This is a genomic window from Marinobacter sp. M3C (genome assembly GCF_023311895.1).
Lineage (GTDB): Bacteria > Pseudomonadota > Gammaproteobacteria > Pseudomonadales > Oleiphilaceae > Marinobacter.
In genome coordinates, this window is sequence record NZ_CP092284.1 from 1,548,842 (window position 1) to 1,573,250 (window position 24,409).

At 53.9% G+C, this 24,409-nt stretch carries 25 protein-coding genes and 4 tRNA genes; 12 read left to right on the forward strand and 17 right to left on the reverse strand.

Going from position 1 to position 24,409, the window contains the following annotated elements; genetic code table 11:
- Window positions 1–365: 365 nt before the first annotated feature.
- Together MIH18_RS07000 and MIH18_RS07005 are read left to right on the forward strand one after the other, a co-directional pair.
- Window positions 366–911, forward strand: coding sequence for a hypothetical protein (locus MIH18_RS07000; RefSeq protein WP_249007939.1), 546 nt, complete (start codon window positions 366–368; stop codon window positions 909–911).
- Between the two features lie 98 nt (window positions 912–1,009).
- A complete protein-coding gene (locus MIH18_RS07005; RefSeq protein WP_249014208.1) occupies window positions 1,010–2,869 on the forward strand; it encodes a GGDEF domain-containing phosphodiesterase in 1,860 nt (619 codons plus the stop codon).
- Between the two features lie 103 nt (window positions 2,870–2,972).
- On the opposite strand, the gene MIH18_RS07010 is transcribed toward MIH18_RS07005, so the two are convergent.
- Window positions 2,973–3,049: transfer RNA gene (locus tag MIH18_RS07010), tRNA-Met, on the reverse strand.
- 236 nt (window positions 3,050–3,285) lie between these two features.
- On the opposite strand from MIH18_RS07010, the gene MIH18_RS07015 reads away from it, so the two are divergent.
- Window positions 3,286–4,689 (forward strand): 3-oxoacyl-ACP reductase, encoded by a 1,404-nt coding sequence (locus MIH18_RS07015; protein WP_249007925.1) that lies wholly within the window; start codon window positions 3,286–3,288, stop codon window positions 4,687–4,689.
- A gap of 65 nt (window positions 4,690–4,754) precedes the next feature.
- Here MIH18_RS07015 and MIH18_RS07020 read toward each other — a convergent pair.
- The 4 genes from MIH18_RS07020 to MIH18_RS07035 all read right to left on the reverse strand — a co-directional run bounded on the left by MIH18_RS07020 (window position 4,755) and on the right by MIH18_RS07035 (window position 6,231).
- Window positions 4,755–4,830: transfer RNA gene (locus MIH18_RS07020), tRNA-Val, on the reverse strand.
- 7 nt (window positions 4,831–4,837) lie between these two features.
- Window positions 4,838–4,914 (reverse strand) — tRNA-Asp (locus MIH18_RS07025).
- 66 nt (window positions 4,915–4,980) lie between these two features.
- A tRNA-Val gene (locus MIH18_RS07030) sits at window positions 4,981–5,056 on the reverse strand.
- A gap of 176 nt (window positions 5,057–5,232) precedes the next feature.
- Window positions 5,233–6,231, reverse strand: coding sequence for a hypothetical protein (locus MIH18_RS07035; protein ID WP_249014209.1), 999 nt, complete (start codon window positions 6,229–6,231; stop codon window positions 5,233–5,235).
- Window positions 6,232–6,340: 109 nt separating this feature from the next.
- Here MIH18_RS07035 and purE point away from each other — a divergent pair, with 109 nt between their 5' ends.
- The 6 genes from purE to MIH18_RS07065 all read left to right on the forward strand — a co-directional run bounded on the left by purE (window position 6,341) and on the right by MIH18_RS07065 (window position 11,069).
- Complete coding sequence (gene purE / locus MIH18_RS07040; RefSeq protein ID WP_249007923.1) at window positions 6,341–6,832, forward strand: 5-(carboxyamino)imidazole ribonucleotide mutase; 492 nt, start codon at window positions 6,341–6,343, stop codon at window positions 6,830–6,832.
- A 134-nt stretch (window positions 6,833–6,966) separates the two neighbouring features.
- Window positions 6,967–8,085, forward strand: coding sequence for a 5-(carboxyamino)imidazole ribonucleotide synthase (locus MIH18_RS07045; RefSeq protein ID WP_249014210.1), 1,119 nt, complete (start codon window positions 6,967–6,969; stop codon window positions 8,083–8,085).
- 108 nt (window positions 8,086–8,193) lie between these two features.
- Window positions 8,194–8,772: a Fe-Mn family superoxide dismutase gene (locus MIH18_RS07050; protein WP_249014211.1), complete on the forward strand. Its 579-nt coding sequence runs from the start codon at window positions 8,194–8,196 to the stop codon at window positions 8,770–8,772.
- Window positions 8,773–8,978: 206 nt separating this feature from the next.
- Window positions 8,979–9,332, forward strand: a complete 354-nt coding sequence (locus tag MIH18_RS07055; protein WP_249014212.1) for a LemA family protein — start codon at window positions 8,979–8,981, stop codon at window positions 9,330–9,332.
- Complete coding sequence (locus MIH18_RS07060) at window positions 9,286–10,833, forward strand: M48 family metallopeptidase (protein ID WP_249014213.1); 1,548 nt, start codon at window positions 9,286–9,288, stop codon at window positions 10,831–10,833. The genes MIH18_RS07055 and MIH18_RS07060 overlap by 47 nt, the downstream gene beginning before the upstream one ends.
- A complete protein-coding gene (locus MIH18_RS07065) occupies window positions 10,815–11,069 on the forward strand; it encodes a hypothetical protein (RefSeq protein WP_249007918.1) in 255 nt (84 codons plus the stop codon). The genes MIH18_RS07060 and MIH18_RS07065 overlap by 19 nt, the downstream gene beginning before the upstream one ends.
- 69 nt (window positions 11,070–11,138) lie before the next feature.
- Here the strand turns inward: MIH18_RS07065 and gspD are convergent, their stop codons facing one another.
- The 6 genes from gspD to MIH18_RS07095 form a co-directional block, all read right to left on the reverse strand.
- Window positions 11,139–13,067 (reverse strand): type II secretion system secretin GspD, encoded by a 1,929-nt coding sequence (gspD, locus tag MIH18_RS07070; RefSeq protein WP_249014214.1) that lies wholly within the window; start codon window positions 13,065–13,067, stop codon window positions 11,139–11,141.
- 46 nt (window positions 13,068–13,113) lie between these two features.
- Window positions 13,114–13,971, reverse strand: a complete 858-nt coding sequence (locus MIH18_RS07075) for a type II secretion system protein N (protein ID WP_249014215.1) — start codon at window positions 13,969–13,971, stop codon at window positions 13,114–13,116.
- The gene (gspN, locus tag MIH18_RS07080) at window positions 13,972–14,763 is read right to left on the reverse strand and encodes a type II secretion system protein N (RefSeq protein WP_249007915.1); all 792 of its coding nucleotides are present in this window, start codon (window positions 14,761–14,763) and stop codon (window positions 13,972–13,974) included.
- Between the two features lie 214 nt (window positions 14,764–14,977).
- Complete coding sequence (gene groL, locus MIH18_RS07085) at window positions 14,978–16,630, reverse strand: chaperonin GroEL (RefSeq protein WP_249014216.1); 1,653 nt, start codon at window positions 16,628–16,630, stop codon at window positions 14,978–14,980.
- A gap of 82 nt (window positions 16,631–16,712) precedes the next feature.
- Complete coding sequence (gene groES, locus MIH18_RS07090; protein ID WP_007348748.1) at window positions 16,713–17,000, reverse strand: co-chaperone GroES; 288 nt, start codon at window positions 16,998–17,000, stop codon at window positions 16,713–16,715.
- A gap of 201 nt (window positions 17,001–17,201) precedes the next feature.
- Window positions 17,202–17,723 carry an FxsA family protein gene (locus tag MIH18_RS07095; RefSeq protein WP_249014217.1) on the reverse strand — a complete coding sequence of 174 codons (522 nt, stop codon included), beginning with the start codon at window positions 17,721–17,723 and terminating at the stop codon, window positions 17,202–17,204.
- A 139-nt stretch (window positions 17,724–17,862) separates the two neighbouring features.
- On the opposite strand from MIH18_RS07095, the gene MIH18_RS07100 reads away from it, so the two are divergent.
- The 3 genes from MIH18_RS07100 to MIH18_RS07110 all read left to right on the forward strand — a co-directional run bounded on the left by MIH18_RS07100 (window position 17,863) and on the right by MIH18_RS07110 (window position 20,135).
- Window positions 17,863–18,624 carry an SDR family oxidoreductase gene (locus MIH18_RS07100; RefSeq protein WP_249014218.1) on the forward strand — a complete coding sequence of 254 codons (762 nt, stop codon included), beginning with the start codon at window positions 17,863–17,865 and terminating at the stop codon, window positions 18,622–18,624.
- A 97-nt stretch (window positions 18,625–18,721) separates the two neighbouring features.
- Window positions 18,722–18,964 (forward strand): helix-turn-helix transcriptional regulator, encoded by a 243-nt coding sequence (locus tag MIH18_RS07105; RefSeq protein WP_249007911.1) that lies wholly within the window; start codon window positions 18,722–18,724, stop codon window positions 18,962–18,964.
- Entirely contained in the window at window positions 18,954–20,135 is a 1,182-nt protein-coding gene (locus MIH18_RS07110; protein ID WP_249014219.1) for a type II toxin-antitoxin system HipA family toxin, read from the forward strand. The genes MIH18_RS07105 and MIH18_RS07110 overlap by 11 nt, the downstream gene beginning before the upstream one ends.
- On the opposite strand, the gene MIH18_RS07115 is transcribed toward MIH18_RS07110, so the two are convergent.
- The 6 genes from MIH18_RS07115 to MIH18_RS07140 form a co-directional block, all read right to left on the reverse strand.
- The gene (locus MIH18_RS07115; protein WP_249007909.1) at window positions 20,098–20,430 is read right to left on the reverse strand and encodes an MGMT family protein; all 333 of its coding nucleotides are present in this window, start codon (window positions 20,428–20,430) and stop codon (window positions 20,098–20,100) included. The two genes, MIH18_RS07110 and MIH18_RS07115, sit on opposite strands and share 38 nt — an antisense overlap.
- 4 nt (window positions 20,431–20,434) lie before the next feature.
- The gene (locus tag MIH18_RS07120) at window positions 20,435–21,781 is read right to left on the reverse strand and encodes an MFS transporter (RefSeq protein ID WP_249007908.1); all 1,347 of its coding nucleotides are present in this window, start codon (window positions 21,779–21,781) and stop codon (window positions 20,435–20,437) included.
- Between the two features lie 74 nt (window positions 21,782–21,855).
- The gene (locus MIH18_RS07125) at window positions 21,856–22,338 is read right to left on the reverse strand and encodes a YajQ family cyclic di-GMP-binding protein (RefSeq protein ID WP_007348755.1); all 483 of its coding nucleotides are present in this window, start codon (window positions 22,336–22,338) and stop codon (window positions 21,856–21,858) included.
- Between the two features lie 129 nt (window positions 22,339–22,467).
- Entirely contained in the window at window positions 22,468–22,788 is a 321-nt protein-coding gene (locus tag MIH18_RS07130) for a type II toxin-antitoxin system PemK/MazF family toxin (RefSeq protein ID WP_249014220.1), read from the reverse strand.
- Complete coding sequence (locus MIH18_RS07135; RefSeq protein WP_249007905.1) at window positions 22,757–22,960, reverse strand: DUF2281 domain-containing protein; 204 nt, start codon at window positions 22,958–22,960, stop codon at window positions 22,757–22,759. Before MIH18_RS07135 ends, MIH18_RS07130 begins: the two co-directional genes overlap by 32 nt.
- Before the next feature lie 161 nt (window positions 22,961–23,121).
- The gene (locus tag MIH18_RS07140; protein WP_249014221.1) at window positions 23,122–24,333 is read right to left on the reverse strand and encodes an argininosuccinate synthase; all 1,212 of its coding nucleotides are present in this window, start codon (window positions 24,331–24,333) and stop codon (window positions 23,122–23,124) included.
- Window positions 24,334–24,409 lie beyond the last annotated feature (76 nt).

The window sequence follows — 24,409 nt, forward strand, 5'->3', positions numbered from 1 at the left end:
CGCCAACTTTTCCTGGGGCCTTTTTACAGTGAAAATGTAGTGTTTCTAAACCTATTCTGTCAATAATAGTTGGATTTAATATTACTATTAATGCGTAAAAAATTTTAAAACAGAAAAAAATTGACAAAATTCTATATTCGAAATCTTTTTTTCGATCTAAAATCATGGCTGAAAAATCACTCTAGAACACAAAAATAAAAACAAACTACTGATTATTATACAATAATTAGAGTCTATACCGATAAAAACGGTTCCAAATTTCTAAAATTAAAAATTTCCGACTCTGGATCGAATGGAAGAGAAAAACGTACTATTTTAATGTATTGTAACTATCAATTTTTTTAGGATTTAAGGGCGAGGTTAGCGTGAGCAACATGGAAACACCTACATTCATCAAAAAATACAAAGGAAATCTCACTGTATTTTTTGTAGTACTCGGGGTATTTTTTCTATGTTGCTCGTTTGTTGCGAGAGCTCAAGCCCCTGAGGTAAGCCTCCAAATTTCAAAAAGCTCAACCGGATTAGTACAATCCTGGTCTCTGGGGAAAGTGGACGCCTTGTCACAACAACGCATCACCACCCACTCACCTTTTTTTCCAGGGACGAAAACGTTCAGCGGCCCACTCCTTGCGGATCTTTTAGCGGCTGCATTCAGTGCCGAGCCAAAGGAAAGTACACCTATAAAACTTATTGCACTCAACAACTATTCCATTCAAACCACGTTCGGCAAGCTAAAACACGCCGACGCCATCGTGGCGACAAGAAAGAACGACCTTCCGATGTCGATCAGGGATCGTGGGCCGTTCTGGATCATTCTCCCGCTGAACAAGAGGCCAGATCTTGAAAACGAAAATTTTTATCGACTAATGATTTGGCAACTTAGCGATATTATTATTGGAGAGTCACAGTGATCTGGTCGAGCTCTAGCGTTTTACACCGGCTGTTTTCCCACAAAATAACTGTCGGCGTTTTCGTTTGCCTGGCACTGTTATTTATTGCGTCCAGTTTTATGAATCTGAACGCTCGCGAACGCAACTACGTGTCGTTGCAAGATATCCGCTTAGCCTCGTGGGGCTTAACACAGTTCCGTGACGAAGCCAATATGTTTGACAGATATCTGTTACTGGTAGATTCAGAACTTGCAAACCCATTATTGCTGAAGATCCACTATGACATTTTGTGGAGTCGCTTTACTTATCTTTTAAATAGCACAGAGGTATCTGTACTTCGGCGCCTTGGCTCTAATACAGAGAGTATTGAGGATCTTTATACCCGGTTTAATCAACTGAGCCCGCCAGTTGCGGACATTGCTGGCGGCACCTCAGACACTGCCACGCTGGCGCTTGTCCGTGAACGATGGAACGGCATCAACGTGGACATCAGACAGCTGGTAGTCGAAAACTTAATAGGCGGTGAAAGCGGCGATATAACCGAGCAGCATGACAGGGACCTGGGCCAACTCCGGATTATAAAAGTAGGGTTGCTAGTCATGCTCTGGGGTGTGCTTATCTATTACGCTTTTGCTCTGACTTACTTACGTAAACAATTCGTAATAGATCCAATTACACGAACTTATAACCGCAACTACCTGCAGCGTAAATATGTGGTCAAAAAATCAGATACTTACATTGCCGTAGAGATTCAAAACTCCCAGCAAATCCTGACAGAACACGGCGGCGCAGAGGCCGATACGTTAGTTCAACTCTGTGCGAAGCAGTTAAGCAACAGCATTCAAAAGCACGATTTACTGATTCATACGTCTTACTGCGAATTTGTCATTGTTAAGAAAAATAGCTCACCGAATAACAGTGGACCTATTATCGATCAACTGATAAATCGAGCTAATTTTGAATGGACGATAGGCAATACCAAGGTTCCTATCCGCTTCGTTGCGGGCATAGACCCTGCTGTTAACGACAACCATGCAACTCGATGCTGGCATACGCGCCACCGTAACGCTCTTAGAGCGCTTAACTATGCCCTTGAAAAACAGATCAACTACCGTATAAGCGACGACGAAATGCGCTTAGCATTTGATACCAAGGCTGAAATTTTACGGGAATTGGTCAAACTGCTTCGTCACAACAAGGGCGATTTGAAACTCTGGCTTGTGTATCAGCCCATCGTGACGGCGATGTTCAGTACCCGGATTGCCGGTGCTGAAGTTCTTCTACGAGGCCGCTTAAATGATGAAATTGACATCCCGCCCAACCAGATTGTCAATATTTGTGAGCAAAACGGCCTGGGCAAGGACTTGGGGATCTGGATTTTGCGTCAAGCAGCTTTGGAGTCTGCACATTTATTCTCAACAATGAATTTTAACGGATTTTTATCGATCAATCTGAACCCATCCATGATTTGTGAGCAACTACCGAATATTCTTAAAGCACATTTGCTCAGCCGTCACATTCCAGCCCGTCAGATATGCCTTGAGGTCACTGAAGATAATGCTGCTATCGATTTCGAGCGAAGCGTTCCCGTGATCCAAAAAATTCGTAACATGGGCATCCAATTCGCGCTGGATGACTTTGGAACCGGATATTCATCGCTTGAGTATCTGCATCGATTGAAAATTGACAAGCTTAAGATTGATCGTTGTTTTGTGGCCGACATCGAGACAAACGCAAAAAAAAGCCAATTTTTGGCGGGAATTATTAGCATTGCCAGCAAAATGGGTGTGCAAACGATTGTTGAGGGTATCGAAAATCACGAGCAAAGTAATATTACCATCCGGCACGGCGCTGACTACGTTCAGGGCTTTTACTATTACATGCCAATGGAAGCCAAACTGCTCCACCACCTGTTAATGGTAGAGAAAGCCCATGACATAGCAGTTGAGAAAATGATCACAGGCCAGCCTATCCAATAGCAACTAGAGCAGCCGGTCGCAAGCAGGGCAAGCTGAAGGCATGGCGGAATTTTGACAAGCAAAAAAAAGCAGACCAGTGATTTACTGATCTGCTTTTTAGATGTGGTAGCGGGGGCAGGATTCGAACCTACGACCTTCGGGTTATGAGCCCGACGAGCTACCAGACTGCTCCACCCCGCATCAAACTGTTTGTTTACTAAAGGCTTTTTTCTCTGCCTCTAATCAACGTGAAACGCATAGTACGGATTGAGCGCCCCGGTGTCAAAGGCTAAATTAGCAATGAGCCATAAATCGCGCGAGCCGGCTCGACCCCTTGCCAATCCCCTCCAGCAGCATCCTTGGGGCTATGCCCAAAAGGAGTATGATTTACATCACCTGCTCAAAGGAAACGTCATCATCGCCAGAGGATCACTGCCATGTCGGATCTGTATTTCAAGCTGATCAACACCTCACTCGGCCAAACCGCAGCCAATACCTTGGGCTTGCCCTCACCGGTACCTTTGCGGCGGCTAAAACGAGTAGACCAGCCATTCATTGAAGGTGATGTTCTGCTGGGCGCCGCAGGCGGCGGGAAGCTGATTTCCGAGGTTGGGCGAACACTGGGCGCCAGTGCGGCTACGCTCTATCACGCCAGCGGCGATAAACGTCTGGTGGATTCAGCCAAGGCTGGAAACCGGACGAAACCCATGGTTCTGCCGCTGAGCAAGCCTGGCCATTTTTCTGCCCTGGTGTTTGACGCCAGCGGCATCAACACGCCCGAAGAGCTGAGCGGGATGTATCAGTTTTTTCACGCCAGTATAAAAAGCTTGGCTCAGCACGGGCGCGTAGTAGTGCTAGGCCAGCCCGTAAAAAATTGCCGTAAGCCGGCCCATGCGGCGGCACAACAGGCTTTAGAAGGGTTCGTGCGCAGCGTCGCGAAAGAGATTGGCAATAAAGGTGCCACTGCAAACCTGCTAAGGGTAGCCACTGGCGCCCAAAATAACCTGAACACCAGCCTACGGTTTTTTCTGTCCGCAAAATCAGCGTATGTGTCCGGACAGGTTACCCAGATCGATAAAAGTACCAGCACAGCAGCCTCCAACCCTGTGGCGCCTCTCACCGGCAAGCTGGCCCTGGTGACCGGCGCAGCCCGCGGTATTGGCCTGTCCATCGCACAAACCTTAAGCCGCGACGGCGCTACCGTCATCGGCGTGGACTTGCCCGCCGCGCGGCAAGAATTACAACAACAGATGCAAAGCCTGAAAGGCCATGCCCTGGCGCTGGACATTACTGAAGCCGATACGCCCCAGCTGATAGCCACGTTTATTGAGCAGCTCGGTGGCGTGGACCTGCTGATTCACAATGCCGGCCTTACCCGCGACAAAACCCTGGGCAATATGCCAGAGCAGTCTTGGAACGCGGCCATCAGTGTGAATTTGACAGCGGCCATGGCTATTACCGAAAGAATTCAACGGCATGAGTTATTGCACGCTAACGGGCGCATTGTGTGCCTGTCATCGGTTAGCGGTATTGCCGGCAATCGCGGGCAAAGCAATTACGCCGCGGCAAAAAGCGGGCTTATTGGCTATGTACAGGCTGAGGCTCGGCAGCTCAAAAACGGCACCACCATAAACGCAGTTGCGCCCGGATTTATTGAAACTAAAATGACAGACGCCATGCCCATAGGCGTTCGCGAAGCTGGGCGACGCATAAACAGCCTGTCCCAAGGGGGGCAGCCTGTGGATGTGGCCGAAACCGTCAGCTGGCTTTGCAGTCCGGGGTCGGGTGGCCTAAACGGCAATGTGGTGCGGGTTTGCGGGCAGTCTCTGTTGGGCGCCTAACGCCGGCGGTTATCGTCACGCATAAAAAACGGGCAGCCTCAATGGGGCTGCCCGTTTTTCAAATATGGTGGGTGGTACTGGGATCGAACCAGTGACCCTCGCCTTGTAAGGGCGATGCTCTCCCAGCTGAGCTAACCACCCAGATAGTTGGCGGAGCGGACGGGACTCGAACCCGCGACCCCCGGCGTGACAGGCCGGTATTCTAACCAACTGAACTACCGCTCCGCAGCCATCCGGATTTACCCGAATGCAATGTCAGGTAGTGTGCCTGACAGATCTTTGAAAGTTAAGTGGTGGGCGGTACTGGGATCGAACCAGTGACCCTCGCCTTGTAAGGGCGATGCTCTCCCAGCTGAGCTAACCGCCCGCTTTGGCCTTTCAAAGATTCACTGCTTGCATCTGCCACTTGGCAAATGTGTCTCAAACAAGTGAGCTGCGCATTCTAAGTATTTCTGCCCCGGTGTCAAATGTTTTGCCTAAAATTCCCTTAAAAAGCCGTCACGCCGGAAATCCGTTCATTCATTGACCTATTTACCGATCTGTCTACTGGCCTGCGAGCTTCGCCTGCACGTCATTCACTTCCTGCGACAATCGCACCAGGCGCGATGTCATTTGCGAGCGCGACGAATCAATCACCTCAACGGTTTTTTTCAGCCCGGCGATTTCCATCTGCACGGTATCCAGCCCGTTACCACTGGTTGTGCTTGTGACCTTTTTTTCCAGGGCGGCAATACGGCTTTCAATACTGCTAGTGGTCAGTTTCTGTTCTTGCTCAAAACGGCGGATGGGCGCTGCAATGCGTTCGTCAACGCTCTTGGCTAAGGTCTCAGTTTTCTGATTTGCCGCAGCCAGCTCCGTTTTAAGCGACGATGCACTGGTCTGAACAGCACTTACCTGGGCCGCAAGCTCGGCGCGCTCGCTCTGTTGCCGTTTTACGGCTTCACTCAAAGCCGTTTCTGCGCTCGCCACCGAGGTCTGAACACTCACCAAATCGTTGCGATTTTTGCCAAGTGCCGTTTCAAGTTCGCTAATCGCCGCCGCCTGCTGCTCTAACTGCTGCTTGTTACGCTCATTGGCAATAACCCACAGTTTACGAATTTCACTATCGGCGTTATCCAGCCGCGTCTTCTGTGACGCCAGTTGCTCATCCAAAGATACACCGGCTTCCTGAAGGTTCTCGCCGGTCTCAGACAAGGTACCCTCAAATCGCGCCAGCGCCAGCTTGCTTTGGCGTACCCAGCTGTCGGCTTCCTCCACCTGGCTTTCCAGCGCTTGAATACGCTGGCCCTGAATGTACCAGCCGCCAACGGCCACACACGCCAACACAATAACCAGCAGCCACAAAATTCCTGCTCCGCCCTTGCCATTATTGCTGCCTTTCGACCCGCTACCGGCCGCGGCTTTCGGGGTTTCAGGGGCCTTCGTCGGCTTGCTCTGGCTGGCTGGCGCAGGTTTGGCGCTGCCCGCAGCCCTCGCAGAGCCCATTGGGCTATCCGGCCGCTCGGCTCTTAATTCATCGTTATCTGGTCGAATAGGTTCCATATCGGGTCCTTAACTGAGTCGCTGTTCTGCGCTTACGCCGCGCTGATTGCATGGCTTTGGGCCACATCATACAATAGCCGGCTTTCCAATCATCGAAGGATTGTTGCTTATGCAACCGCTGGTAGGACTCATCATGGGTTCCAAATCCGACTGGCCCACCATGGAAAACGCCGCCAACATGCTCGACAAGCTTGGCGTCGCCTATGAAACCAAAGTCGTTTCCGCCCACCGTACCCCCGACCTGCTGTTCGAATACGCCAAAACCGCAGCCGACCGCGGCCTGAAAGTTATCATAGCCGGCGCCGGCGGTGCAGCCCACCTACCGGGCATGGTAGCCTCACAGACCTCTTTACCGGTGCTTGGCGTGCCCGTACAGTCCAAGGCCCTGAGCGGACTGGACTCACTGCTGTCTATCGTACAAATGCCTGGCGGCATCGCCGTGGGCACCCTGGCCATCGGCAACGCCGGCGCCACCAACGCGGGTTTGCTCGCCGCGCAGATTATCGGCACCTTTGACCAGACCGTGCGCCAAGCTGTTGACGAATTCCGCAGCACGCAAACACAAACGATTCTGGACAACCCGGATCCGTCGGTTCCGTAACGGTAGCGCCAGAATCAATGAGCAGATTTTCACCGAAACGCACGATGTTGTAATGAATTCAGCACAGAAGCCAGCCAGCACGGATGGGGCAGCACTCAAATTAAGTTGCGAACCAAAATGACAGGAGAAAACAAATGAGAATTGGCGTACTAGGCGCCGGCCAACTGGGAAGAATGCTCGCCCTGGCAGGTTACCCACTGGCCAAAGAGTTTGTATTCTACGATATGTCTGGCAGCCCCAGTGCCGGCATAGGCGAAACCATCAGCGACCCCAAAGGCCAAAGGCTGGACGAGTTTCTGAGCAAGGTTGACCGCGTAACTTACGAATTTGAACACCTGCCGGTAGAAGTGGCAGAACGCATTGCCGCGAAAACCACCGTGCATCCCTGCCCGCGCGCATTACAGATATGTCAGAACCGCGAAGCTGAAAAAACACTGTTTGGCCAGCTGGGGATTCCTACACCGCAATGGAAAATCGCAGACAGCGCTGAAGCCCTGCGGGCCGCCGCTAAAGAACTGGGCTGCCCGGTCGTCGCCAAGTCCAACACCGAAGGCTACGACGGCAAAGGCCAGGCCGTATTGAAGAGCCCGGAAGACGCCGTCGCTGCCTGGCAGAGCATCGGCCACCCACGCCTGATGGTCGAAAAGTTTGTCGACTTCAGCCGCGAACTGTCGATTATTGCCGTGCGCGCCGAGTGCGGCGATGTGGCGTTTTACCCCATGGCGGATAACGACCACCATCAGGGCATTCTGCGCTACTCAGTTGCCCCTGCGCCAAAATTACAACCCCACCTGCAAAGCGAAGCAGAAGACTATATCCGCGGCTTACTGACCGAATTGGACTACGTGGGCGTATTAACGCTTGAGTTGTTTGAAACGACAAACGGCCTGGTAGCGAATGAAATGGCGCCGAGAGTGCACAATTCCGGGCACTGGACCATAGAAGGCGCCATGACCAGCCAGTTCGAAAATCATGTACGTGCCGTTAGTGGACACGCTCTGGGTAACGTAGAACCGCGAGGCGTTAGCTGCATGATCAACATTATTGGCGAGCACGGCGAGATCGAACGAATTTTGCAACTGCCCTACGCCCATGTTCACCTGTATAACAAACAGGAGCGACCTGGTCGCAAACTGGGCCACGTGAATATTCTGGCCGACAGTTACCAAGAGCTGGTGTGGCGCGTGCTTAATTGCGCTCAATTTTTGCCCGGTTGCCCGGAATTTAACAGTTCCTTAATTTCAAAGGGTTGATCTGGCTCAAAGCGGACCTATAGTTAGTAGTTGTAGCGAAGCATTGATAACGAAGCTCTGATAACAAAGCTATCCATATAAAATCGAGAGAAAACGGAGAACGACCTCATGGCCTTTGAACTACCTGCACTGCCGTACGCAAAAAACGCTCTGGAACCGCACATTTCCGCGGAAACTCTGGATTATCACTACGGTAAGCATCACAACACCTATGTCACCAAGCTGAACGGCCTGGTTGACGGTACCGACGACGCCAACAAGTCGCTGGAAGACATCATCAAAAGCGCCAGCGGCCCGCTGTTCAACAACGCAGCCCAGGTGTGGAACCACACGTTCTACTGGCACTGCCTGAGCCCCAAAGGCGGCAGCGAGCCAACCGGCGCAGCCAAAGACGCCATTGAAAAAGCCTTCGGTTCTTTCGATGCCTTCAAAAAAGAATTCAACGACAAAGCCGCCAACAACTTCGGTTCTGGCTGGACATGGCTGGTTAAGAAAGCCGACGGCAGTGTTGCCATTGCAAACACCAGCAACGCAGAGACCCCGCTGACTGGCGCAGACAAGCCGGTGATGACGGTCGACGTTTGGGAACATGCCTATTACGTGGATTACCGCAACTCACGTCCAGATTATCTAGCTGCTTTCTGGAAGCTGGTAAACTGGGACTTCGTGAACAAAAATTTGGCTTAAGCAGGTAAAACCAGGGACGGATTTCAAATCCGTCCCTTATCCGTTATACAAAAATGCCCGCCCAGTGCGGGCATTTTTGTGGCCGAAAAACAGCGAACACCTGTTTCCGAACAAAGTTGCCACACAGGTCAGTGTTTTTACGCTATCAAGCCGTTAAGCTTTATGGGGACTAGTCCCCGTTTTTAAAAACACCTAAAGGACACGCCATGACAACTACGATCGGCCTGATTATTATTGCCGCCATTGCCCTGTTCCTGATCATTATCTACAACCGGCTGGTGGCGTTGCGCAACCAGTTTCGCAACGGATTTGCCCAAATTGATGTGCAACTGCAGCGCCGCCACGACCTGATCCCCAATATAGGAGAATCCGCCAAAGCCTATTTAAGCCCTGAAAAAAACACCCTCACCCAAGTGATGAACGCCCGTAACAACGCCGTTGATGCACAGCAGGAAGCGGCTAAAAATCCCGATGACGGCAAGCGTATTCAACGCTTGGGCGGCGCCGACACCCATGGCTCACTCGCCTTTCTTTCAGCGCCAGGCCAAAGCCCGCCGTAACACCTTACTGCTGGTGGCACTGTTTTCAACCGCAGTCATGCTGATTACGCTGTCGGTGTGCGTGGTGAGTTACATGGTTACCCGCAGTACCACCAGCGCCCTGCCCTTTCACCAATGGCTGCTGACCAGCCACGGTTTGATCACCGCCGGCGCCAGTGTGGCGCTGATGGGCGTGGGCTCATTGATACGCTGGATTGATCTGGCCGATGGCGGCCGGCGGGTAGCCGAAATGGTAGGTGCCCAACCTATAAACCCAGACACCAGCGACCCGCTGGAACGGCGCCTACGCAATATTGTTGAGGAAATGGCCATCGCCAGCGGCGTGGCGGTGCCTGAACTCTACGTGATGGACCAGGAAACCGGCATCAACGCTTTTGTAGCCGGCTACAGCCCCGCTGAGGCGGTTATGGTGGTTACCCATGGTGCACTCACCCAGCTTACCCGCGACGAGCTCCAAGGCGTGGTAGGCCACGAATTTAGCCATATTCTGAATGGCGACATGCGCCTGAACGTACGCCTTATAGCCTTATTGGCGGGCATTCTGATGATTGGCCAGATTGGGCTGTTTCTGGCCCGCGCGGGCTTCTACAGCGGCGCGGTGCGCACTCGCCGGAACAGCCGTGGCCAATTCGCCCTGGGCGCCTTGGGCGTAGTGCTTGTTGTGATTGGCTACGCTGGCATGTTTTGCGGCCGGCTGATTCAAGCGGCTGTGTCCCGCCAGCGCGAACGCCTGGCCGATGCCTCATCGGTGCAGTTCACCCGCAACCCGGATGGTATCGGCGGCGCGCTGTTCAAAATAGGTTTGCAAGGCAGTCATCTGGACACCACCCGTCACGCCAGCGACATGAACCATTTGTGTCTCGGCGAAAGCGCCCGTATGAAGTTTATGGGGCTGCTGGCGTCGCATCCGCCCATTGAAGATCGCATCAACGCCCTGCAGCCAGGGCTGATCACCCGCTTGCGCAGCCGCCTGCGTGATACCCGAAGCAGCGGGGCATTGCGCAACACACAGGCCGAGAACAGCGCACAACGTCAAGCCAACACTCAAGGCAATGCGCCAGGCAGTACACCAGAAAGCATCCAAACCAGCACTCCGGTTAGCGCCATGGGTTTTGCCGACCCGGCTCCGTTCAACACCAGCTCCAGCACTAGAAACAGTACCGGCTCGCCGCTGGCGGGCAACAATCGCTACCGAATGGCCGCAGATGCGCCTATGTCGGTGCGCGTTGGGCAGGTGTATCCGGGTAGTGAAAGCTATGCCAAGGACCTGCTGAACCAACTGCCGGCCACCTACCGCGGGTTGCTCTATACCCGCGCCGGTGCGGTGCAGCTCAGCTACAGCCTGCTGATTGCTGACTTACCCGCAGACCAGCAGCAAGGCTACCTGGCCCTGCTGCCGGAACATCCGGTGGTCGGCCATCAAGAGCCGATTCTGCAAAAACTGCTGCCCACGGTAACAGCTCTGGCCAGCAGGCTCAGGCGTTGTTCAACCAGGCCATAGCCGGCTTTGGGGTGAGCAGTGTTGCGGTACCGAAAATACTGGCACGTGTGAGCCTGCGCGAGCTGAATCAGGCCCTGACAGAACTTAATAGATTGTCGCCGCTGCTGAAGCCGGCGATTATAGACGCCAGCGCCGAATGCGTGAGCCAAAATGGCCACATCAGTGTGCGGGAATACGAGATGATGCGGCTGGTTGCAGACCAGCTGGACTGCCCTATGCCGCCACTGATCAACTAAGCGCGTGGGACCGGCCCGGGGACAGATCTGAAGTCTGGGCAAAGCAGGGACAGATTTGAAATCTGTCCCTTATCTGGGGCTGAACAGGCTGTCAATCGAACGGTTCGCGCCGTTATCCGGCAGGCCCAGCTTTTCGCGGAGGTGCAGGTCGATTTCCCGCAGCGACTGGTACTTGTTGTCGGTGACGGCAGCGGCGTCTACTTTACCCAGCATGATGGTCGGGCGCAGGAACACCAGCAGATTCCGCTTCACCCGGCTTTCTGACTCTGACGAGAACAAACGGCCCAAATAAGGAATATCACCCAGCAGCGGCACTTTGTTCTTCTGCACTTCGTAGTCGTCTTTCATCAGACCGCCCAACACAATGGTTTCACCGTCGTCTGCCAGTACGGTGGTTTTTATTTCACGCTTATTGGTGATCAAGTCGGAGGCCCCAGCAACGGTGGTGGACGACACATTCTCGGTAGTTTGCTCCACCACCAGGCGCACCAAACCGTCAGCGCTGATGGTCGGCGTTACTTTCAAGGTCAGGCCCACGTCGCGACGTTCGATGGTAGTAAACGGATTGGTAAACCCTTCGCCGCTCACTGCCGCCTGCCCGGTGCGGAATGGCACGTTCTGGCCCACAATGATTTCAGACTCCTGATTATCCAGGGTAATAATGCTGGGCGTAGACAGCAGATTAGCCGCCGAAGACGTCGATAACGCCTGAATCAGTAGGCCCCAGGTCACCCCATTGCGGTTACGTTCGCCGGCACCGACCGTTATACCGCCCGCCAGCGTCGGCACTGCCCCGTCACCCAGCACCGCACCAATCACCTGGTTCAATCCCAGCATACCGCCGCTGGCCAGGTTGGTTCCCAGTACTGGAAAACCACCCGCGCTTTCACCGCCGGCGGCCAACTGCACACCAAGGCTGTTGCCCATATCATCGCTGATTTCCACAATCGCGGCTTCAATCATTACCTGGGCACGGCGCACATCCAGCGCCAGCACAATCTGCTCGGCTTCCTGCATCAACGAGGGTTCACCGCGAATAACCAACGCGTTCAAGCCCTCATCGGCAAACACTGCAAACTGGCCGCTGGAGGGATTACCGGCAACACCGGTCGCCTCTTTCACCAACTCACCCATCAGCCCTTGCAGCAAGTCCGCCAGAGATTTGGCATCGGCGTTCTTCAGCCGCAATATTTTGGTGGTACCACCGCTGGCAGAAGGCTGGTCAAGCTGGCGAATCAGGCCTCGCATTTTGCCGCGGAAGCTTTGATCGCCCCTCAGAATCAAGCGGTTGCTGCGTTCGTCGGCGGTTACGCTGTACTTGCGCGCCGCATTTCCAGCGCCATTGCGGGCCAACTCATCCGGCGCCAGCTCCTGTAACAAGCTCACCATATCGCCTACCCAGGCTTCGTTGAGCTGAATCACTTCCACTTCGTATTTCGACGGGCTGTCCAGCTCTTTGACAATCTGTTCAATACGCTGAATATTGGCGTAGTGGTCGCTCACGATCAGCGCGTTGGCTGCCGCCGCCGCCGCCAGATGGCCGTACGTGGCCACCAGCGGGCGCAGGATAGGCACCAGTTCCAGGGCGTTGGCGTTATCAACCTGAATAACACGGGTAATCAGCTGTTCTGACGGCGTTATGGCAAAACGGTCAAGGGACTCGGCAGACTGCTTGGCATCTACCTGCTGCACCACTTTGATGACTTCTTCGCCAGGAATAGCGGTAAATCCATGAACTCCCAGCACCGCCAGAAACAGGTCGTAAATCTCGTCTTTGTTCATAGGCGCGCTAGACAGCACAGTAACCTTGCCTTGCACCCGTGGGTCAATCACAAAGCTGTAACCGGTAATGTCGGCTACCTGGGTAACAAAAGCGCGAATGTCGGCGTCTTTCATATTCAGGCGCCAAGTACCTTCCTGGGCCAGCGCAGAGGACATCAGCGGCAGTAACAAAAACAGCGCAAGCGCCCGCATCAGGTTGGTCGTGTAAATAGGCATCTGGCAGCTTTATCCTGGTTGCTCTGAATTCAAGTGTTAAGCCCGATCAGCGCCACTGTTCGGGAATCGCGTAACTGACGGTGAGATACCGGCCGTTACGCTCGATTTCAATATCGACTTGAGGTTGCCCCCGCCAACTGTCTAGCAAAATTTTATCCTGTTCTATGTCGCCCAGCGTTTGGCCATTAATAGCGGTAATGACATCGCCAGCCTGCAGGTTAACCGCATTCAGCATAGCGTTTGTGCCGTCATACACGTAGCCGGTGCTGCTGTCTTGCACCGGTCGTAAACCAAAGGGCGCCAGCGCCACTACGCCTTTGCTGTCAAGCCTGGCACGGGCGTCGTCCAAAAAACTGTTGGCCAATCCTGACCCTTGACCACTCTGTTGCGCAACCTTTTCAATGCCTGCGCCGCGAGTTGCCAGCAACGGATCTTCGAAGGTCAGCGTTTCATACTGGCCATTACGGCGAATAAGAATGCGCCCGGGCTCCACTTCCATCAATTCAGCATTGCCAGGCAAGGCATCACCTACCCGGTAATAAGCGGCGTCACCGTTAGCCTTTGCAACTATAGCACCGGAACTCTGTAGTTGCCGGCCTACCAGCACCCCAGACAGGCGCAGCTGCAAGCCCGTTTCCGGAGCTTGGCGCTTGGCACCTTCGGCTACGCCTTGCGCCGAAGGTGCGCTGCCAAACAGGCTATAGCTGGCCACCGGATACAGACCGCCGGCTGCGCCTATGTTCAGGGCATCTGCAGCTTGCGGCCGCGACACCGACTGCTGCGGAGCTAGCATCAACCAAGTTAGCTGCGCCGCGATAAATCCCAGGTACAGCACCAGCGCTAGCAGCAACCCGTTTGCCAGGCGCAACGCCAAAGGTGATTTTTGAGCAGTAACCAAAGCCATTCAACGGGCTCCCTGCAACAACGGTTGGCGCACCCGGAACACCACATCACCCGGCTGCGCGGTATCGGGCCAGGGCTGCCCGGCCAGGTCCAGCATGCGCCTATACACCTGCAAGTCCAGCATCCCGGTCCAAAGCACACTGGCGATAGCAGCGGGCCCGCTGCCATCGCTCGCGGCAATCATCAATTCCAGTCCGCCATTGGTGGGTTCCAGGCTGGCCTGCATCGGCGGGAAGCTGGCTTGCCCAGTGCTGGCACCCATTGGCCAACTCACCAGCCCTCCGGGCCATTGGCCCAGGCCACTGGCAGACACCACACGGTTATCCTGCCACTGCAATTGAAAGCGCTCAACGCTAACCGTACCGGCAATCATGGCACCGCCGCTTTGGCGAATCAAAGCCTCAAACTCATCCACCACCAAGGTGCCGCGGGCTGTCACGGTTGCGTCACCTGGCCAGGCCAGCGTGACCTTTCCTTGCAACTCCGAACGCGCGCTGTCCAGTTGCCAGTTAATGGGCGCTGCCAGCTCGTTCATCGGCCAACCCAGCTGCCATTGCAGCCGCAGGGGGTAACCACTCACCACCACCGCTGCCGCACCGCTCAACCAAGAACCAGACACCTGAGTAACGCTAACCCCCGGCGGCAACTGTATTTGCGGGCGCAGCTGCTGCCACGCAAAGCTTGCGGGCAATAATGCCAGCAGGGCCAACACATAAACCAACAACCCAAGCACCAGCAGTAAAATCACTTTACCGGGGCGAAAAAAAGGCTTGGTGGCACTATCAGTAAGCATGGCGTTCAGAGTAACCGTTAAGAGTGATCATTCAAGATGACTAAAGTTGGCAGCAGAGTCTAACAAAGGCGGGGCTTCAGGTCCTAAGCAAATGGTTAAATTCGAGGCCATAAAAAACCCCCGACGGTGGCCGCAGTTTTATGCGAAGCACCATTCGGGGGTTTTAAACTATGGGTATAGCAGGCCGGCCGCTGTTAACCAGCGGCCGGGGGCATTACATCATGCCGCCCATGCCTCCCATTCCACCCATGCCGCCCATATCGGGCATGCCGCCGCCAGACTTCTCGTCTTCTGGCTCGTCGGCAATCATCGCTTCGGTAGTGATGATCAGGCTGGCTACGGAAGCCGCGGCCTGCAGCGCAGAGCGGGTGACTTTGGCCGGGTCAAGAATACCCATCTCCAGCATGTCGCCGTACTCTTCAGTGGCGGCGTTGTAGCCGTAAGCACCGGTGCCTTCACGTACTTTCGCAACAACAACAGAGGCTTCGCCGCCCGCGTTGTATACGATCTGGCGCAGAGGGGCTTCCATTGCGCGGCGCAGAATGTTTACACCGGCTCTTTGCTCGTCGTTGGTAACGTCCACGTTATCCAGAGCCGCCAAAGCGCGAATCAGGGTTACGCCGCCGCCAGGCACAATGCCTTCTTCAACCGCTGCGCGGGTGGAGTGCAGTGCGTCTTCAACGCGGGCTTTCTTTTCTTTCATTTCTACTTCAGAACCGGCACCAATCTTGATAACAGCAACACCGCCAGCCAGCTTGGCTACACGTTCCTGCAGCTTCTCTTTGTCGTAGTCTGAGGTGCTGTCTTCGATCTGCTTACGGATTTGCTCAACGCGGGACTGAATATCAGCCTGTGCGCCGGCACCGTCAATAATGGTGGTGTTTTCTTTGGTCAGGTTCACACGCTTGGCGGTACCCAGGTCGTCCAGAGTGGCGTTCTCCAGGCTCAGGCCCACTTCTTCGGAAATCACAGTACCGCCAGACAAGATGGCGATGTCCTGCAGCATTTCCTTGCGACGATCGCCGAAACCAGGCGCCTTCACAGCGGCTACTTTCACAATGCCGCGCATGTTGTTGACGACCAGAGTAGCCAGCGCTTCGCCTTCAATGTCTTCAGCGATGATCATCAGCGGCTTGCCCGATTTGGCAACAGCTTCCAGCACCGGCAGCAATTCGCGGATGTTAGAGATTTTCTTGTCTACCAGCAGGATGTACGGGTCATCCAGCTCGACGCTCATGTTGTCTTGGTTGTTGATGAAGTACGGCGACAAATAGCCGCGATCGAACTGCATACCTTCAACTACGTCCAGCTCGTCTTCCAGGCCACGGCCTTCTTCAACGGTGATAACGCCTTCTTTACCCACGCGTTGCATGGCGTCAGCAATCAGCTGGCCAATGGTTTCGTCGCCGTTGGCAGAAATGGTCGCTACCTGGGCAATGCTGCGGCTGTCGTCGCAGGGCTTGGACATATCACCAATCGCTTTAACCGCAGCGATAGTGGCTTTGTCGATGCCGCGCTTCAGGTCCATCGGGTTCATGCCGGAAGTAACGGCTTTCAGGCCTTCGTTAACGATGGCTTGGGCCAGAACGGTAGCGGTGGTGGTGCCGTCACCGGCTGTTTCGTTGGCCTGTGAAGCAACTTCCTTCACCATCTGCGCGCCCATGTTTTCGAACTTGTCTTTCAGTTCGATTTCTTTGGCTACAGATACGCCATCTTTAGTGACTACAGGTGCGCCGTATGACTTTTCCAGTACCACGTTACGGCCTTTGGGCCCCAAGGTGACTCGTACTGCGTCGGCCAAAACGTTAACGCCTTTAACCATGCGCTTGCGTGCGCTGTCACCAAACTTAATTTCTTTAGCTGCCATGTCTTCTGTTCCTATCCGTTAAACCGAAATGATGAAATCACCGGGTTAATGAGAATGTGCGCAATATGCCAGAGCTTTCAGATCACTCAAGCACGCCGTAAATGTCGCTTTCGCTCATGATAAGCAGGTCTTCGCCGTCGATTTTCACGGTGTTACCGGCATACTGGCCGAATACCACGGTGTCACCAGCCTTAACGGCCAGAGGACGAACTTCGCCGTTGTCTTGAACGCGGCCATTGCCCACAGCGATGACTTCGCCCTGGGACGGCTTTTCTTTAGCATTACCGGGTAGCACGATGCCGCCTGCGGTTTTTTCTTCTTCTTCTTTACGGCGCACGACAACACGGTCGTGTAGCGGACGAATTTTCATTGCTCGAATGCTCCAATAGTCAGATTAAATGTGGCAAAAACAGTTGCTAGAAAAGAGGGCGAACCCGCTTGTGCACTGCCCTGCCGGGATTACCCGACCTGCTCGCCTGCTAACGTATCAGCGGCTGCCTGCCTGCGGTGAACTTGTGAAGGGTATTTGGGGTAATGCGTAGGGGTTTTCAACGCCCACCAGAAAAAAATTTTACTTTTTATCAATGCGATCGCGGTGGGTTTCAGTTTCGTCGCGGTATTCGCCTTCGATGATGTCGCCGTTGGCGTCGCGGTCAAACGGTTTTTGGCCCCCGAACGGACCCTGCTCCCCACCAAACTGACCGGGCTGGCCATTAAATGAGAAGCCGCTAGCAGAGCCAACTATCGTCAGCCGCTTGATGACCTGCCCCACCAACCATTGGCGGGTGAACGGCAGCAAACACATAAAACCGAAGAAATCCGTAATAAACCCCGGCGTTAACAGCATCGCGCCACCGGCCGCCAGAATCAGCCCCTCGGCCACTTCCTGAGCAGGCAACTCGCCAGAATTCATGCGCTGGCGGGCCCTTAGCAGGGTGGCCAGGCCCTGCTGCTTAAGCAGCCAGGCGCCCAGAATCGCCGTCAGGAATACCAATGCCACCGTCTGCAAGGCACCGATCATGCTACCTACCTTTATCAGCACAACCAGCTCTGCAACGGGCACAGCAACAAATAGCAACAAAAAAAATGGCACCGAACTCTCCTTCAAGCGTAATTTCGATAGCAACGTGCAGATAACGACCTGTTATACTACTTCGTAAAATACCTATAAATGTTTAGCGGGCACACAGTATCCGCAACCGTACTGTTAACTCACTATTTTAGGGCAAATTATGATACTTCAAGATTCCGTAGTAGCAATAACTGGCGGCGGCCAAGGCCTTGGCCGTGCCATGGCTGAATTTCTGGCGACCAAAGGCGCCCGTCTGGCGCTGATTGACCTAGTACCGGAAAAGCTGGAAGAAGCCGTTGCCGCCTGCAAGGAAGCTGGGGTTGAAGCAAAAGCCTACGTTTGCAACGTAGCGAAAGAGGAAGACGTTGAAAAAACTTTCGCGCAAATCGCTGAAGATTTTGGTCAGCTTAACGCGCTGGTCAACAACGCCGGCATTTTGCGCGATGGCCTGATGGTTAAAGCAAAAGACGGCGAAATCGTTAAGCGCATGGAACTGGCAAACTGGCAGGCCGTGATTGACGTGAACCTGACCGGCGTATTCCTGTGTGGCCGTGAAGCCGCCACCCAGATGATCAAAACCAACAGCCGTGGTGCGATCATCAATATTTCATCCATTGCCCGCGCTGGCAACATGGGCCAAAGCAACTATTCCGCAGCGAAAGCCGGCGTAGCCGCACTGGCCACCGTATGGGCCAAAGAACTGGCCCGTTACAACATCCGCAGCATGGCCATTGCACCAGGCTTTATCGAAACCGATATGACCGCGTCTATGAAGCAGGAAGCTCTGGAAAAATTGTGCGCAGGCATCCCCGCCAAGCGCATGGGCCAGCCTTACGAAATCGCCCAGACCGTCGCGTTCATTCTTGAGAACGATTACGTCAGCGGCCGCGTCATTGAAGTCGACGGCGCCATGCGTCTGTAGCTAAGTAGCTAAAAAATCGCCTAGACTGGCTAAAATACTTTACAAAAAGTGTAATTGAAGCTTAAATGTAAAGTATATTAGCCAGCCGAGGTGTATTATGGATTATCAAATCTTAGGTCAAACCCTCTCGACACTGCGCCAGCAAAACGGCGTATCCCAGCAAACGCTGGCAAACCACCTCGATATTTCCCGCGCTACAATTAACGCTCTTGAAAATAACCGATCAGGCGATATTGGCATCCGCAAAGTCATGAAAATACTCGATTACCTGGGCAAAGAGCTGGTTATTCGAGATAAATCGCCGTTCCCGACATTTGAGGAGCTGCGCGATGGCCAATGAACTCAATGTGCGGGTGAACGGCACGCAGGCCGGCACACTGTTTCAGGAAGCTGGCGGCTGTATTTTTCGTTATAACGAGTCAGCGCTTTCCCATCAGTTTGTGTCGCTGTCTATGCCCGTACGCAAAAAAGACTACAGCCATCACCGCCTACCCCCTTTATTCGAAATGCATCTGCCAGAAGGCTATTTGCTCTCCATCATCAAAAAACAATTTTCCAAAATCACCGACACCGGTGACTTCGGGCTACTCACATTGCTGGCGCCCAATATTCGCGGCCGCGTTGAATACGCAGGCAACAAGCATTCTGAAAAACCGTCGCTCAACCTGGACACATTACGGCATTCGGCCAATCCGGATTTGTTCGAAGAACTGGTGACACGTTTTGCCCTGCGCTCGGCGTTGAGCGGTGTGCAGCCCAAGGTTTTGGCACAACTCGAAAACAAAGCGACTCTAAGCTTGGAGGATTTCATCGTTAAAGCCTGGGGGCATGACTACCCTGCCCTGGCGCTGAACGAGTACTGCTGCATGCTGGTTTGCCAATACGCGGGGGTTTCCGTGCCGGAGTTTTACCTGTCTGACGACGAATCGCTGTTCATCATGAAGCGATTTGACCTGAATGACGACGGCACGGCCCTAGGCTTTGAAGACATGTGCGTACTCCAGGCAAAAACCCGCGACGACAAATACGACGGCAGCTACGAGCAAGTCGCCAAAACCATCAAGACCTTTGCAAGCCCTGCCCATAAGCAGGCCTCTTTGGAGCAGTTCTTCAAAGTCATCGTGCTTAGCAATGCTTTACAAAACGGAGACGCCCATCTCAAGAACTTTGGCATGCTATACACTGACATCAACAACATCCGCCTGGCGCCTGCTTACGATGTGGTGTGCACTACCGCTTATATACAGCAAGACATTCCTGCGCTGACGCTCACTGGCAGTAAGAAGTGGTTTTCCCGCACACATCTTGAACGATTTGGTGTGCAAGCCTGTGATTTGAGTGCTTCCCGCGCCGGGGACTTGTTTGAAGAGTGCCTGAATGCACTGGGGAGACTGTTGCCCTACCTGACCACACGGCTGAACCAGAATCCCGACAGCGACCAGTTCAGGGTGTTGGAACATCTGCAAACTCTGATTACCAACCAAATCGCGACATCGAAACCCGCCCGTTAACCACTGCGACGCCTTCTTCGCGTAAGCGGCTGACTTGTTCCTGATAGGTCTCTGAGCCTGGCGCAAAGGCGATCTGGCCATTACTGCGGATTACGCGATACCAGGGCACGCTGTGGCCTGGTGGAAGCTTGCCCAAGGCTCGGCCGATGTAACGAGCTTGCCGGCCCAGGCCTGCCATGGCAGCGACCTGGCCATAACTTGCTACTTTGCCCGGTGGTATTGCCAGCACTACCAACCAGATCTTCTGGTCTTTGCTGGGTTCAACCACGCCTCCTTCTGAAGGACTATCCTTCATCGCCCTACTCCCTTGCTGTCTCGCTCGCAGGTCCATCCTTGCGGCCCGAGTTGTCCGGCGCCAGCGCATCAAGGCGCTTACCATGTCGCATCATTATCAGGGTCAGCACAATGGCCGGCACGCCCAGCAATCCCGCCACCAGGAAAAACTCAGCGTAGCCGTAGCTGGCCACCACCATGCCCGAGAAACCGCCGAGGAATTTTCCGGGCAAGGTCATCAACGAACTGAACAGTGCATACTGGGTAGCCGTGAAGGAAGCGCTGGTCATGCTGGACAACCAGGCAATCAAGGCCACGTTGGCGATGCCGCCGCTTAAGTTATCAGCGCTGACCACGATGGCAAGAGTTGCAAGATTCGGTGGATATTGAGCCAGCACCACAAACAGTAGATTGGTTAACGCCGTCATAATGGCGCCCAGCAGCAATATACGCCGCACGCCGTAGCGTATTACCAGCAGACCGCCCAGCAGCGAGCCGCCTATTGTCATGAAAAATCCGAAGATTTTTGTGACGTCGGCGACTTCGGTTTTGCTGAAGCCCATAAAGGTCAAATAAAACGGATTGGCCATCACGCCCATGGCAATGTCGGAAACGCGGTACAACGCCACCAACAGAAGTATGGCCACCGCCAGCTCGCGATAACGTTGGAAAAAATCCACAAACGGCCCGGCAATCGCCACGTAAAACCAGCTTGCGAACCTGGCCAGGCGTGGCGGAAGGTGGGTGTGGTGGGCCGCCTGCAGCTGAATTTTTTCGGCAATATCCTGCGCGGCCTTAAAATGATTGACGGTCGGCTCACGCACAATGAGCACCGTCGCCATGCCTACGCCCACCAGCGCGGCCATCACCTCGTAAGACACCTGCCATGACCAGAATTCCGCCAGATACAGGGCGCCGGCACCGGCTACCAGTAACGCCAGCCGGTAACCGAATATGTAGGTGGCGGCCAGGGCCGCTTGCAGGCGTTGTTCGGCGATTTCAATACGGTAAGCGTCTATGGCCACGTCTTGAGTGGCAGACGAGAACGCCACCAGCAGGCCACACAGGGCCATCATTTCAGGCGCGCGAGTGGCATCGGTGTGGGCCATCAAATACAGGCCAGCGGCTATGCCTACCTGGGCCAGCAACATCCAGCTGCGGCGTTTGCCCAGCAGCTTATCCAGAACGGGCAGCTTTAGACGGTCGACCACCGGCGCCCAGAACACTTTTATGGAATAGGTAATACCCAGCCAGCTGAAAAAGCCGATGGTGGCGGTTTCAACGCCCACATCTGCCAAGCGGGCGTTCAGCGTGGAAAACACCAGAAGAAATGGCAGGCCAGCCGAGAACCCCAGAAACAACAGGGCAACCACTTGCCAGCGGGAATACAGCCGCAGGGTTTCCCGCCAGGCGGCCCGCCGGGGTTCAGCAAAAATGATAAGCCGCCTTAATCGCGGAAATTGTTAAATTGCAGGGGCACGTCCAGCTCGGCTTCACGCAGCATGGCCATGGCTTCTTGCAGGTCATCGCGCTTCTTGCCGGTTACCCGCACCTTGTCGCCCTGAATGCTGGACTGCACCTTCATCTTTTGGTCTTTGATCAGTTTTACGATCTTTTTGGCCATATCGGTTTCAAGGCCTTGCTTCAGCTCCAGGTGCTGCTTCACCAACTTGCCGGCTTTGCTGTCACCGTTTTCCGACAGCGCGCGGCCATCAATGTTGCGCTTGGCGAAGGCCATACGCAGCATGTCCAGCAGCTGCTCCAACTGGAATTCTTGCGGGGCGCTGATGGTAATGCCTTTGTCGTCCAGCTCTACATCGGCGTCTACATTTTTGAAGTCCCAACGATTGCCAAGATCGCGCTTGGTTTGGTCAACCGCGTTGGTCACTTCGTGCATATCGATTTCAGAAACAATATCAAAAGAAGGCATAATCGTTATTCTCCAAAACCTGAGGCGGGTATACCCACAACGTAAAATAATGGTGAGCAAGCATACCAAGCCATAGCTCTCCCCGCACCTGACAATGGACTGAATAGGCAACGCGGTGCGAATTACACCTCAGACAAGGTCTAGAACATTCTGCACCAGCTTTTTAAGAACAATCACTTGATCGACTGTCGCTATCAGGGGTTTGAATAATGACGGTTTAATTAAACCTGCCTGCCCCCAGTCAGCAATCATAGCTTCGCCATAAGTCAGGGGATCCTTAATCCGGCTGGTTATCGCCAGCAATATGACATCGGGGCGGTAAGCCTGATAGGAAGTGGAGCTGAGAATTACTGCGGGGCGCTTTTTGGTCGCTTTAAGATTGGTAAAGGGAAAGCCAACAAGAACGACATTCCCAAATTCATAACTTGTCGTAGGCTGAATCATCGTCATTATCCCATACCTTCTGGAAAGGAGCCTCTGCCCCTTGCGCGAAGTCCTTGCGCATGTGATGTTCTCGATCTTTCTGGCTTAAAAAATCAATAAAGTCTTCCACCTCCGACAAGCGACCCGACGGAAGATGCTCAAGCTTTTTAATCAACTGCTGAACCCGGCTTTCCATCATGCCTCCCGCTAGCTCAGTTGCTTTGAATTAGTATCACACAACGTAAGTCAAAATTCCTCGAAGAGTTCGGGCAAATTAAAGTAAAAATTCCGGCCGGAGCAACCGGGGCCGGCAGAGCCGGCCCGGAAGTATCGCGCTATCTTCCAGTCGCCAACTGAAACTTAAAGCTTGCGACCTTTGCTGGCGGCAATGCGCAAGCGCAGAGCGTTCAGCTTGATGAAGCCTTCGGCGTCTTTCTGATTGTAAGCGCCTTCGTCTTCTTCAAAGGTGGCAATCTTCTCGTCAAACAGCGAATCGTCTGACTTACGGCCGACTACGTCTACGTTGCCCTTGTACAGTTTCAGGCGCACGGTGCCGTTAACGTAGGCTTGGGTCTGGTCAATCAGTGCCTGCAGAGCTTCGCGTTCTGGCGACCACCAATAACCGTTATAGATTACCTCGGCATAGCGCGGCATCAGGCTGTCTTTCAGGTGCGCTACTTCGCGGTCCAGAGTCAAGGACTCAATGGCGCGGTGAGCGCGCAGCATAATCGTGCCACCCGGAGTTTCGTAGCAACCGCGGGACTTCATGCCCACATAACGGTTTTCTACGATGTCCAGGCGGCCAATGCCGTTGTCGCCGCCAACCTTGTTCAGGTGCTCCAGCACCTCGTGGGCTTTCATGGCCTGGCCGTCTACGGCAACAATATCGCCTTTGGCGTAGGTGACTTCAATATAGGTCGCGGTATTTGGCGCTTCTTCCGGCGATACGCTCCAACGCCACATGTCGTCCTCGGCTTCGCACCAGGGGTCTTCCAGGTTCATGCCTTCATAGGAGATGTGCAGCAGGTTGGCGTCCATGGAATAAGGCGATTTACCTTTCTTCATATCGACCGGAATGTCGCGCTCGGCGCAGTAGGCCAGCAGTTTTTCGCGGGAGTTCAGATCCCACTCGCGCCAGGGCGCGATGACTTTTACGCCGGGCTTCAGAGCGTAGGCACCCAGCTCGAAACGCACCTGATCATTGCCTTTGCCGGTTGCGCCGTGGGAAATGGCGTCGGCACCGGTGGAGTTGGCAATTTCAATCAGACGCTTGGCAATCAGCGGGCGGGCGATAGAGGTACCCAGCAGGTATTCGCCTTCATAAACGGTGTTGGCGCGGAACATGGGGAATACATAATCGCGCACAAATTCTTCGCGCAGGTCTTCAATGTAGATTTCTTTTACGCCCAGCGCCTTGGCTTTTAACCGCGCCGGTTCTACTTCTTCGCCCTGGCCGATGTCAGCCGTAAAGGTAACCACTTCACAACCGTAGGTGTCTTGCAGCCACCGCACGATAACCGAGGTATCCAGGCCACCGGAATAGGCCAGTACTACTTTGTTGATATCAGACATGCCCATGCTCCAGACTAAAAAGAAAAACAGATGTTCAATAGGAAGGGCGCATATTGTACGGGAGAGTCTTTGAATT

What these genes read in the sequence shown, in the direction of transcription:
- MIH18_RS07110 (WP_249014219.1), top strand. Translation starts at nt 18,954, where the DNA reads ATGGCCAATGAACTCAATGTGCGGGTGAACGGCACGCAGGCCGGCACA.
- groES (WP_007348748.1), bottom strand. Translation starts at nt 17,000, where the DNA reads ATGAAAATTCGTCCGCTACACGACCGTGTTGTCGTGCGCCGTAAAGAA.
- MIH18_RS07125 (WP_007348755.1), bottom strand. Translation starts at nt 22,338, where the DNA reads ATGCCTTCTTTTGATATTGTTTCTGAAATCGATATGCACGAAGTGACC.
- MIH18_RS07055 (WP_249014212.1), top strand. Translation starts at nt 8,979, where the DNA reads ATGACAACTACGATCGGCCTGATTATTATTGCCGCCATTGCCCTGTTC.
- MIH18_RS07115 (WP_249007909.1), bottom strand. Translation starts at nt 20,430, where the DNA reads ATGAAGGATAGTCCTTCAGAAGGAGGCGTGGTTGAACCCAGCAAAGAC.
- MIH18_RS07005 (WP_249014208.1), top strand. Translation starts at nt 1,010, where the DNA reads ATGAATCTGAACGCTCGCGAACGCAACTACGTGTCGTTGCAAGATATC.
- MIH18_RS07045 (WP_249014210.1), top strand. Translation starts at nt 6,967, where the DNA reads ATGAGAATTGGCGTACTAGGCGCCGGCCAACTGGGAAGAATGCTCGCC.
- MIH18_RS07075 (WP_249014215.1), bottom strand. Translation starts at nt 13,971, where the DNA reads ATGGCTTTGGTTACTGCTCAAAAATCACCTTTGGCGTTGCGCCTGGCA.
- gspD (WP_249014214.1), bottom strand. Translation starts at nt 13,067, where the DNA reads ATGCCTATTTACACGACCAACCTGATGCGGGCGCTTGCGCTGTTTTTG.
- MIH18_RS07015 (WP_249007925.1), top strand. Translation starts at nt 3,286, where the DNA reads ATGTCGGATCTGTATTTCAAGCTGATCAACACCTCACTCGGCCAAACC.
- gspN (WP_249007915.1), bottom strand. Translation starts at nt 14,763, where the DNA reads ATGCTTACTGATAGTGCCACCAAGCCTTTTTTTCGCCCCGGTAAAGTG.
- purE (WP_249007923.1), top strand. Translation starts at nt 6,341, where the DNA reads ATGCAACCGCTGGTAGGACTCATCATGGGTTCCAAATCCGACTGGCCC.
- MIH18_RS07140 (WP_249014221.1), bottom strand. Translation starts at nt 24,333, where the DNA reads ATGTCTGATATCAACAAAGTAGTACTGGCCTATTCCGGTGGCCTGGAT.
- MIH18_RS07060 (WP_249014213.1), top strand. Translation starts at nt 9,286, where the DNA reads ATGGCTCACTCGCCTTTCTTTCAGCGCCAGGCCAAAGCCCGCCGTAAC.
- MIH18_RS07035 (WP_249014209.1), bottom strand. Translation starts at nt 6,231, where the DNA reads ATGGAACCTATTCGACCAGATAACGATGAATTAAGAGCCGAGCGGCCG.
- MIH18_RS07135 (WP_249007905.1), bottom strand. Translation starts at nt 22,960, where the DNA reads ATGATGGAAAGCCGGGTTCAGCAGTTGATTAAAAAGCTTGAGCATCTT.
- MIH18_RS07130 (WP_249014220.1), bottom strand. Translation starts at nt 22,788, where the DNA reads ATGACGATGATTCAGCCTACGACAAGTTATGAATTTGGGAATGTCGTT.
- MIH18_RS07100 (WP_249014218.1), top strand. Translation starts at nt 17,863, where the DNA reads ATGATACTTCAAGATTCCGTAGTAGCAATAACTGGCGGCGGCCAAGGC.
- MIH18_RS07050 (WP_249014211.1), top strand. Translation starts at nt 8,194, where the DNA reads ATGGCCTTTGAACTACCTGCACTGCCGTACGCAAAAAACGCTCTGGAA.
- MIH18_RS07105 (WP_249007911.1), top strand. Translation starts at nt 18,722, where the DNA reads ATGGATTATCAAATCTTAGGTCAAACCCTCTCGACACTGCGCCAGCAA.
- groL (WP_249014216.1), bottom strand. Translation starts at nt 16,630, where the DNA reads ATGGCAGCTAAAGAAATTAAGTTTGGTGACAGCGCACGCAAGCGCATG.